This window comes from Microcoleus sp. (assembly GCF_049646505.1).
In the GTDB taxonomy this organism is placed as follows: domain Bacteria; phylum Cyanobacteriota; class Cyanobacteriia; order Cyanobacteriales; family Microcoleaceae; genus Microcoleus.
In genome coordinates this window covers 1-8,294 of record NZ_JBARVX010000224.1, presented here as the reverse complement: position 1 = coordinate 8,294, position 8,294 = coordinate 1, and the positions used below count along the sequence as shown (strand labels likewise).

The following is an 8,294-nucleotide window of genomic DNA, read 5'->3' as shown; positions in this document are numbered from 1 at the left end:
AAAAATAAAAGTGGCAACTAACATACCTAGATTACTTCCAGGTGAAAGCACAGTCGGACAGTTTGGCGACTTGAACAAAATCCGCCGCACCGGGGACAACCTTACACCCCACCATATTCCATCCGATGCTTATATGAAACAAATAGGAATCTCTGGTTACACTAGAAACAAGGGTATTGCTATCTTGATGGAACAGCCATATCCAGGAAGGGGTGGCCGTCATCGGCGTACACAATCCTATGGACAAAGACCAGACTTTAGTCTATCACCCCGGCAAGCTCTAGCTCTTGCAGTGTGGAATGTGCGATCGATTTATCGCCAAGATAGGGTGTATACACCACAAATTAGGCGGAATTTACAACAAGTCATCAAACAAAACAAACTGGCATGGTCGGGTACTTTTGATAAAATGGGAGAGATAAGATGAACGTTACTCAATTAATAGAAACATTAAATGCTAATAAATTCATGCTATCTGATGAGGAAGTAATGAGTTTTGAATACACTTTAGCCGAACTTGCCCTACATCATGATAGCGAATATTTGCCAGCACTTTATCTAGTTTTCGATGACAGATGCGAACAACATGAAGTCATGTATGGTCTCATTCATTTTCTGGAGTCTTTTGAGCTAAAAGACCAGTTGCAAGCGTTTATTGATAGCATAGACAGAATGATTGTGAATGCTAAAGAATGGACAATGATTCTACTTTATGGAATTCTAAATCAGGATTTAGCCAGAAATTTATATAGCCAGATGTTACATTCTACCCATTCTCAAAATCGGGATTTATGTACGCATTTGCTGCGAGAAATAGTGGCTAATGAATCCCCTCCTTTATCTTCCCATGCTGAGTCAGTTATTTCCGGCGCAACTGCGATCGACATTAATATTGATGAAATTCAGAGGGATTTGTCGAGCTTTATTAAACTCATCCAAGATGGGAATATCTTGGTACTCTTGCAAGACGATCGGCCAATAGCCGAAATTAAACCGATCAAATAAGATGTAAGCCGCTCTCAGGATGAGCGATCGCCCTTAATCTCCAAAAGTGCGATCGCCCTCGATAATTTGACAGTTAACTTATCAAAAACCCTCCCTCAAAAAAGTTATCCTCGGCTTTGGGTAAATCAAACACCACTTCAAATCGGATGTTGGGCACTCGTTGCCGAAACAACTGAAGATGTCCCTCCGCATCCGATCGGCTGCGATAGCGACCGACGATCGCCCATTGCAAAGTGGGAAGCAAGCGGGCAACTGCCCACGGCTTCAAATATCCTTCGTATTTCATAATAGAGGAGTCTCCATTGCTAAACGGAGCCAGAGCCAGCGCAGAAACTTGGTCGGTGGATGCGCTGGCTTCTGACATTACCCATAAAAGTAACATAAAGTAAGCATTAGTGTGCATAAATAAGCATAAAGCTGACTGTGGATGCACGAGCTGGACGGGCGAGGTGGCACAATAGGGGAAACTTCCAACAGATTGCAAGGCATGAGCGACAGCGAGCGGATTTCAGTGGTTTTGCCAACACAGGCTAAAAAGGATCTCGAAAAGTTGTGCGATCTCGAAAAGCGATCGATCTCCAACTTTGTCTACCTTCTGATTCAAGATGCGATCGATCGAGCAAAAGCATCCGGCAAGCTCAAATCAACAGATATTTGAACCAAACTTAGGAGAGGCAAATGAATCTAACTGATGAGATTACAATCAATCAAATTCAACAATCCCTAATTAGCCAAGAAGATGCAAAAAACTGGTTTTTAAGCTTCCCAACCGAATACCAGCAGGAAATATTGCAGCGGCTATCCTACATGACCCTCCAAACAGGGGCGCGAGAAGAAGATGTTTCCCTAGCAATTGCCAAATCAAAACTTCGCCCAACTTACACCCCTTGTGTGTTACTGAGTATAGGGCGATTAAAAGAACAAATGGCAAAGCTTTTGAAACTGCCGCCCTCAGAATTTATCAAAACCTTTTTCCTGTTAATGAGTTTATTGGCAATTGCCGATGCGCGCAGGTACTGCAAATATTGTCAAGATGGCTGTAGCCACTGGTGGCACCGCGATTTGAGCGATCGCAAAGTTTTAGATGAAATTCGGCGCGAGTTGCAACAAAGCATTTACTCACCCATTTCTAACTTTCCCAAAACAATTAAACTTTCTAAATCTTCCACAGCATCAGGAAGGAAATCTTGTACAGCCCTTCTTACCAACCGCAAAGCAGTTTCATCAGCCCCTCCCAACATCCGCGTTAAATCCCCTATATCTATACCGCGACTAGCTTTTAGTTTCATCAAAACCAAATAAGGCAATCCGATAATTGGCAACCCATCCGGGGCATTATTTGGATTTCTAATTGCCTCTCGTACCCAAGCATCTCTTGATTCAATTACATCCAAATAAGTACCATCAGGCAATTCCCAAGTGCTCCCCCCAATGCTAAGTTCTCCCGTTCTCCTGCTACCAGCTTGTTCTAATTCTCGATAAAGATTAGCAGCATCCTCAGTTAATACTAAAATATCCACATCATCGGTCATTCGTTCAGGCATATAAAGGCGAGTAGCAATCCCTCCTACTACTACAAAAAGGGTGTTTTGAATAATCGTTTTAATGTTTGTCACGGGATGATTCCACGTTCTTTTCTTCAGAAACTCTCGACTGCTGCCGCTACCGGGACGACATCTACGCAGTGCAATTTCAATGTAAAGTTTTCGCCTTTGTTCGGGAAGCTTTAGATTTAACATGATTATATAAAATTTCGATAATTATACCCGACATTTTATATCAATTCCGGTTGCATCGGAATGATTTAACCACAGAGAACACAGAGAGAAATGAATACAGGACGATGAAGAGAGGAATTGATATTACACCATTTTAATTTAAGCCTTTTAGGGACGGGCAAGATGCCCGTCCCACAATAAAACTCACTCTTTCTGCAACAGGCCCGACGGCCTGTTCCAAACAAAATCCCTACACACAAACTACGAATCGCGATCGAGCTTCAGCACAGCCATAAAAGCCTCCTGCGGCACATCCACAGTACCAACAGACTTCATCCGCTTCTTACCCTTCGCCTGCTTTTGCAGCAACTTCTTCTTCCGCGAAATATCGCCGCCGTAACACTTCGCCAACACATCCTTCCGCAAAGCCGGAATATGTTCCGAAGCAATCACCTTAGCACCAATCGTTGCTTGAATCGGCACCTTAAACTGATGGCGCGGAATCAACTCCTTGAGTTTTTCCGTCAAACCGCGGCCCACATTGTAAGCCTTATCCCGGTGCACAATCATCGCCAAAGCATCAACCGGATCGCCATTAATTAAAATGTCCAATTTCACCAACGGATTTTCGCGATAACCGATCAGGTGATACTCCATACTCGCATAACCGCGCGATCGCGATTTCATCTGATCGAAAAAGTCCGTCACCACCTCCGCCAAAGGCAACTCATAAACCAGCGTAGTCCGCCCCTGACTCAGATACTTCATATCCATAAAAATGCCCCGCCGATTTTGAGACAACTCCATCAGCGTCCCCACATAGTTTTCCGGCGACAGCATTTCTACCCGCACATAAGGTTCCTCAATCTTCTCCCGATACTGAGGATCTGGCAAGTGACTCGGATTGTCAATTGTTAACACTTCCCCTTTAATTGTTGTGACTTGATAAACCACAGAAGGAGCCGTAACAATCAAATCCAAATTGTATTCTCTTTCCAGTCTTTCCTGCACAATTTCCATGTGCAGCAAACCCAAGAAACCGCAGCGAAAACCAAATCCCATCGCACTCGAAGTTTCCGGTTCGTAGGAAAGCGCCGCATCGTTGAGTTCGAGTTTTTCCAAAGCTTCCCGCAAGTCGGGAAATTGGTCGGCATCGATCGGGAACAAGCCGCAAAAAACCATCGGCTTAGCCTCCGTATAACCGGGCCAAGGCTCCGGTGCAGGCTTCTTGACCAAAGTAATCGTATCCCCGACGCGAGCATCAGCTACGGCTTTAATTGCCGCACCCAGATAACCAACTTCCCCCGCGTGCAGTTCGTCTACTTGAACTTGAGTCGGTGAAAGCACGCCCAATTCATCGATGACATATTCCTTCCCCGAAACCATCAACAAAACCCGATCGCCCTTTTTGACACTTCCGTCCATCACCCGGAAATACACAATTACCCCGCGATAAGCATCGTAATAGCTGTCAAAAATTAGCGCCCTGAGCGGTTTATCAACAGTATCCTGCGGCGGCGGCACCTTTTCGACGATCGCCTCCAAAATCTCATCAATACCAATTCCTTCCTTAGCAGAAGCCTCAATCGCCCCGCTACAGTCGAGACCGATAATTTCTTCAATTTCCCCTTTCACCCGTTCCGGTTCCGCCCCCGGCAGGTCAATTTTATTTAAAACCGGAATAATTTCCAAATTATTTCCCAAGGCAAGATAGACATTTGCCAAGGTTTGTGCTTCCACGCCTTGAGATGCGTCTACCACCAGCAGCGCCCCTTCGCAAGCTGCCAGCGATCGCGACACCTCGTAGGAGAAGTCTACGTGTCCGGGAGTGTCGATCAGATTGAGCACGTACTCCTGACCGTCCTTGGCAGTATAATTCATCCGAGCCGCTTGCAGCTTGATCGTAATGCCGCGTTCGCGTTCGAGATCCATATTGTCTAAAAACTGCTGCTTCATCTGCCGTGCTTGCACAGTCCCAGTTTGCTGCAACAGGCGATCGGCCAAAGTGGATTTTCCGTGGTCGATGTGAGCAATAATCGAAAAATTACGAATGCGAGATACAGGAACGTTAGTCATAAAACCTATCGGCAAAATATTGACTTTTGTTGTATTGTACAGAAAGCTGTTGAACGGTAGGGGAAAAGCCGATCGCCAACATCCCCTCTCAAACCTCCAATCCAGTCAGGTTGCTCTACTCCGGGCCTTCGCCACCTCAAAAATATTGGTGAGAACAAGCTGGCGGTTGACAACAACCAGATAATTTGGTCAAATTATGGAAGCGGGACGGTCAGGGTGTACAAAATACAGGTTTTGATCCGCTGCGAATCTCTACTAGGAGTAACGCATCACTTCCTTCAAAACACTTCCTTCACAACAAAAAAGCGTAAATTCCTAGAAGGAATTGAAACTTAAGAATTAAAACTAGGATTTTTTAACTATGAGCGAGTCAAGTATACCCTCCCACAGTTCATCAGAAAAAGTGGAACTGTCCATCCATATCGATCCTGAACTGCTAGACCAAATTAAGCACTTGACCAATGACCCCAACAAAGTAATTGAAACAGCAATCAAGCAGTGGCTCAGAGGCGAACGCCGCGAAGACGATAGCGCCATGAGCTTGCGCCGCAACCCGCCCGTCCCGCCCCGCGGCGAGTGGAACGACTGAGTTTCTGCAGCCTGAGACGGCGCGCGCAAATATTCATGGCGGTGAAATTGCGATCGCCCGATAACCGGCAGATTTCTCCGCGAAAGCTACAGGTTGTTCGGTGCTGGCGCGGGCTAACTCACAACCTCGGAACTCTTCTTGGCGACGGAAAAAATGCGCGGTCGGGCCCTGGGCTTGAGTTGTTCTGGGCCTCCAATTTTGACGTAATGTTAAAACGAGTTCGTTAATCTGTGCAAGCTACTAATTCCTAAATCTTAATTTTTATAGTTGAATTACCCAAAACTGCCGATCGCAAATAGTTTTGAGTTTTGAGTATAGTTCTAAATTAAAAAAATATTATTTGCGAACTCACTAATAACTCAAAACGCAATGGTAAGCTGTTGCTCGTATAGATTGTGTATGGCGATGGAGGGGGAGAGGGGGAGAGGGGGAGAGGGGGAGAGGATTTGACGATTTTTTATTGTCATCAAAATATACAATTTAAGTGCACAACAGCTTAGAAGCCTAAAATAGTTGTAAATTGTGAGTTGTGATAAATGAATCATTAATTAAATATCCCACAACTCTGTAGTTGACTCGCTATAGCAACCGCGCCCGAAGGTTAGGAGATTCTCGCCTTGCTCAAACAGGAGATATTATATTGCTTCTTCCTGCTTCCTTCTATCCGTTAAATCCGTTAAATCCGTCCAGACGAATCCGTTGCCGAACTTGCTTCTTCCGAAAGCCACAACTCACAAATTAACCCCCGAAGCCCAAAACATTTTTGAGTATTGAGTTTAGCATCAAAAAGTCAAAACTCAAACATCCGAATTACTTTTATCCCCTAATCTGATGGACTCTAACACAGATTTCCGGCGATCGAGCCTCGCCTCTACAGCCTTTTTTGAAGAGTTAGGGGCAGAATTAGTATTTACCCAAGACGCAACGGGTCGATATCTATCTTTTTACTGGGAAAAAGCCGAGGAGTACAACCTCAGTGCAGCAGAAATTGTCGATCGCCCCCTCAGCGAAACCCTGCAACCAATCGCCCCCGCGCCTTATCTCAAAATCCTGTGCAGCGCGATCGAAACCCTCGTCCCGCAACGGTTCAGCTATCCATTTTGTCACGCCGGACAATATTTTCTGTTCGATTTGACAGTCACTCCGGCGATCGACTCAAACGGGAAAGCCACAAAAGTCTTAGTTATGGGAAGGTTGCTGTCTGACAAACCCGCAGAATTGTCAGCAGATGCCCCAGAATTCATGGCAGATCCAGCATTGCCATCTGCCCCGGACGATCGCGAACAAATGCTGTATCCAGCCAGCCGCATCGGTAGAGCGCTTTCTTCCTCCCCGAAAATCGACCGCAAAATTATCTCCCAAATCGCTCAAAATCTACACAAAACCCTCGATTTAGAGACAATTTGGCAGCAAACAGCTAACAGTTTGGGTGAGGTTTTGAACGCCAGCCGCTGCATCATCTGTTCCTCCCAAAAAAACAGCGAAACAATCCAAATATCCCCATACATTGCCTCAGAAAATCAGCAAGATTTTCCAGTCTGTACCCCCGAATTACAAGAATTAATTGCCAGCGATTGCTCGCCTCCGCTTTCGAGAGATCAAATCGACAGTCTCCAATCGAAAACTTTTAAAGTAGTAGCTGAGTACCGGCAAGAACCTTACTCTTCGATGCTCGGATTAGAACTCCGCGCCGCCGAACAGCCTGGGTGGATTGAAACTTTAGCCACTTTAAAACCCGTAGCAGTCGATTACGCCTCCCCCGTCGCCGATCCGTTCGATCGCCATTCCGTGCTCGTAGCAGCTACCTCCTATGAAGAACAACCTAATGCCCTGATATGTTTGCACCGCTGCGGCAGTTCCCCGAAATGGAGTCCAGTCGAACTCGAACTCGCCCGCGAATTAGTCGCTCAAGTCGGCAGCGCGATCGCCCACGCTACACTTTACCAAGAATTAGAACAAGCCCGCGCCGAAGCCGTCGCTCTTTCTCAACTTAAAAGTCAATTTCTTGCCAATACTTCCCACGAACTCCGCACCCCCCTCAACGGCATCCTCGGCTTCCTCAAACTGCTTGTAGACGGCATGGCAGATGACCCCGAAGAAGCGCACCAATTTATCGAAGAAGCTTACCGATCGGCCTTACACTTATTCAATGTGATTAACGATATTTTGGATATCGCTAAAATCGAAGCAGGCAAAATGGAGTTAGACTTTGCTCCCGTCAAACTCGGCGAACTGTTGCAGCAAGTTGAGACTTTTACACAGGTTCAAGTGCAGCAAAAGCGATTGCAATTTCAAATCCAAACACCCGCTGCCGAGGACGAAATTCTGGTATACGGCAACTACCAACGCCTGCTTCAGGTAATATTGAACCTCAGCGGCAACGCAATTAAATTTACCCAGGAAGGAGGAATTAGGATCAGTGCCGAAGTTATCAGAAAAAAGGTGAGTGTTCACAACCAGCAGTTCCCCGGAATGGTAAAAATTCGAGTTGCTGATACTGGGATTGGGGTTTCTCTCGACAAGCAAGATAAATTATTTCAGTCGTTTTTTCAAGTGGACGGCGCTCGTACCAGGCAATACGGCGGCACAGGTTTGGGATTGGCTATTTCTCAAAAACTAATAGAAGCAATGGGTGGTACAGTAAATTTTTACAGTATGGGGGAAGGACTCGGCTCGACTGTTACTTTTACTGTGCCGCTTTATCAAGAACCGCTCTTTAAAAATTAGTTATTGGTTATTAGTTATTAGTTATTAGTTATTAGTTATTGGTTATTAGTTATTAGTTGTTAGTTATTAGTTGTTAGTTCGTAGGTGCCCCCGTGTCCGCCCTCTCAGTTATCAGTTGTTAGTTATTAGTTGTTAGTTCGTAGGTGCCCCCTGGCCCGCCCTCTCTCTCAGTTGTCAGT

General features: G+C 45.6%; 8 protein-coding genes and 1 pseudogene. 6 read left to right on the top strand and 3 right to left on the bottom strand.

The genetic code is table 11. The features are described from left to right. A partial coding sequence (locus tag WBA89_RS12180) for a hypothetical protein (RefSeq protein WP_424406688.1) occupies window positions 1-427 on the top strand: 427 nt, incomplete at its 5' end. Further along, the gene (locus tag WBA89_RS12175; protein WP_424406686.1) at window positions 424-1,005 is read left to right on the top strand and encodes an Imm30 family immunity protein; all 582 of its coding nucleotides are present in this window, start codon (window positions 424-426) and stop codon (window positions 1,003-1,005) included. The genes WBA89_RS12180 and WBA89_RS12175, both read left to right, overlap by 4 nt. A gap of 73 nt (window positions 1,006-1,078) precedes the next feature. Here the strand turns inward: WBA89_RS12175 and WBA89_RS12170 are convergent, their stop codons facing one another. Further along, window positions 1,079-1,369: a hypothetical protein gene (locus tag WBA89_RS12170; protein ID WP_424406684.1), complete on the bottom strand. Its 291-nt coding sequence runs from the start codon at window positions 1,367-1,369 to the stop codon at window positions 1,079-1,081. 63 nt (window positions 1,370-1,432) lie between these two features. Between WBA89_RS12170 and WBA89_RS12165 the strand changes: the two genes are divergently transcribed. Next, window positions 1,433-1,663: a ribbon-helix-helix domain-containing protein gene (locus tag WBA89_RS12165; protein ID WP_424406682.1), complete on the top strand. Its 231-nt coding sequence runs from the start codon at window positions 1,433-1,435 to the stop codon at window positions 1,661-1,663. 20 nt (window positions 1,664-1,683) lie between these two features. Continuing rightward, a pseudogene (locus WBA89_RS12160) lies at window positions 1,684-2,055 on the top strand (DUF5958 family protein); the annotation flags it as partial. A gap of 65 nt (window positions 2,056-2,120) precedes the next feature. Here WBA89_RS12160 and WBA89_RS12155 read toward each other — a convergent pair. Both WBA89_RS12155 and lepA read right to left on the bottom strand, forming a co-directional pair. After that, the gene (locus WBA89_RS12155; protein ID WP_424406680.1) at window positions 2,121-2,744 is read right to left on the bottom strand and encodes a hypothetical protein; all 624 of its coding nucleotides are present in this window, start codon (window positions 2,742-2,744) and stop codon (window positions 2,121-2,123) included. Between the two features lie 240 nt (window positions 2,745-2,984). Next, a complete protein-coding gene (gene lepA, locus WBA89_RS12150) occupies window positions 2,985-4,799 on the bottom strand; it encodes a translation elongation factor 4 (protein WP_424406678.1) in 1,815 nt (604 codons plus the stop codon). Between the two features lie 361 nt (window positions 4,800-5,160). Here lepA and WBA89_RS12145 point away from each other — a divergent pair, with 361 nt between their 5' ends. Both WBA89_RS12145 and WBA89_RS12140 read left to right on the top strand, forming a co-directional pair. Continuing rightward, window positions 5,161-5,388: a hypothetical protein gene (locus tag WBA89_RS12145; RefSeq protein WP_424406676.1), complete on the top strand. Its 228-nt coding sequence runs from the start codon at window positions 5,161-5,163 to the stop codon at window positions 5,386-5,388. An 831-nt stretch (window positions 5,389-6,219) separates the two neighbouring features. Continuing rightward, window positions 6,220-8,115: an ATP-binding protein gene (locus WBA89_RS12140; RefSeq protein ID WP_424406674.1), complete on the top strand. Its 1,896-nt coding sequence runs from the start codon at window positions 6,220-6,222 to the stop codon at window positions 8,113-8,115. Window positions 8,116-8,294 lie beyond the last annotated feature (179 nt).

Excerpts from the sequence above, each read along its gene's own strand:
- WBA89_RS12175 (WP_424406686.1), top strand. The coding sequence starts at position 424 with ATGAACGTTACTCAATTAATAGAAACATTAAATGCTAATAAATTCATG.
- WBA89_RS12170 (WP_424406684.1), bottom strand. The coding sequence starts at position 1,369 with ATGTCAGAAGCCAGCGCATCCACCGACCAAGTTTCTGCGCTGGCTCTG.
- WBA89_RS12165 (WP_424406682.1), top strand. The coding sequence starts at position 1,433 with ATGCACGAGCTGGACGGGCGAGGTGGCACAATAGGGGAAACTTCCAAC.
- WBA89_RS12155 (WP_424406680.1), bottom strand. The coding sequence starts at position 2,744 with ATGTTAAATCTAAAGCTTCCCGAACAAAGGCGAAAACTTTACATTGAA.
- lepA (WP_424406678.1), bottom strand. The coding sequence starts at position 4,799 with ATGACTAACGTTCCTGTATCTCGCATTCGTAATTTTTCGATTATTGCT.
- WBA89_RS12145 (WP_424406676.1), top strand. The coding sequence starts at position 5,161 with ATGAGCGAGTCAAGTATACCCTCCCACAGTTCATCAGAAAAAGTGGAA.
- WBA89_RS12140 (WP_424406674.1), top strand. The coding sequence starts at position 6,220 with ATGGACTCTAACACAGATTTCCGGCGATCGAGCCTCGCCTCTACAGCC.